The 297-nt window shown below is 64.3% G+C and carries 1 protein-coding gene; it reads left to right on the top strand.

What is annotated here, in order from left to right; genetic code table 11:
- Positions 1-297: cbb3-type cytochrome c oxidase subunit I (locus DSY14_RS28500; protein WP_211719654.1), on the top strand; the 297-nt coding region annotated here is incomplete at both ends.

The following is a 297-nucleotide window of genomic DNA, read 5'->3' as shown; positions in this document are numbered from 1 at the left end:
GGTCTGACCGGTGTGCTGCTGGCCTCCCCGCCCATCGACTTCCACGTCACCGACTCCTACTTCGTGGTGGCGCACTTCCACTACGTGGTCTTCGGCACCGTGGTGTTCGCGATGTTCGCGGGCTTCTACTTCTGGTGGCCCAAGTTCACCGGCAGGATGCTCAACGAGAAGCTGGGCAAGTTCCACTTCTGGCTGCTCTTCCTGGGCTTCCACGGCACGTTCCTGGTGCAGCACTGGCTGGGCGCCGCGGGCTTCCCGCGTCGTTACGCCGACTACCTGCCCGACGACGGCTTCACC

The sequence above is a fragment of the Nocardiopsis sp. MG754419 genome (assembly GCF_018207095.1).
GTDB lineage: Bacteria > Actinomycetota > Actinomycetes > Streptosporangiales > Streptosporangiaceae > Nocardiopsis.
This window is presented reverse-complemented; position numbering and strand designations above follow the sequence as displayed.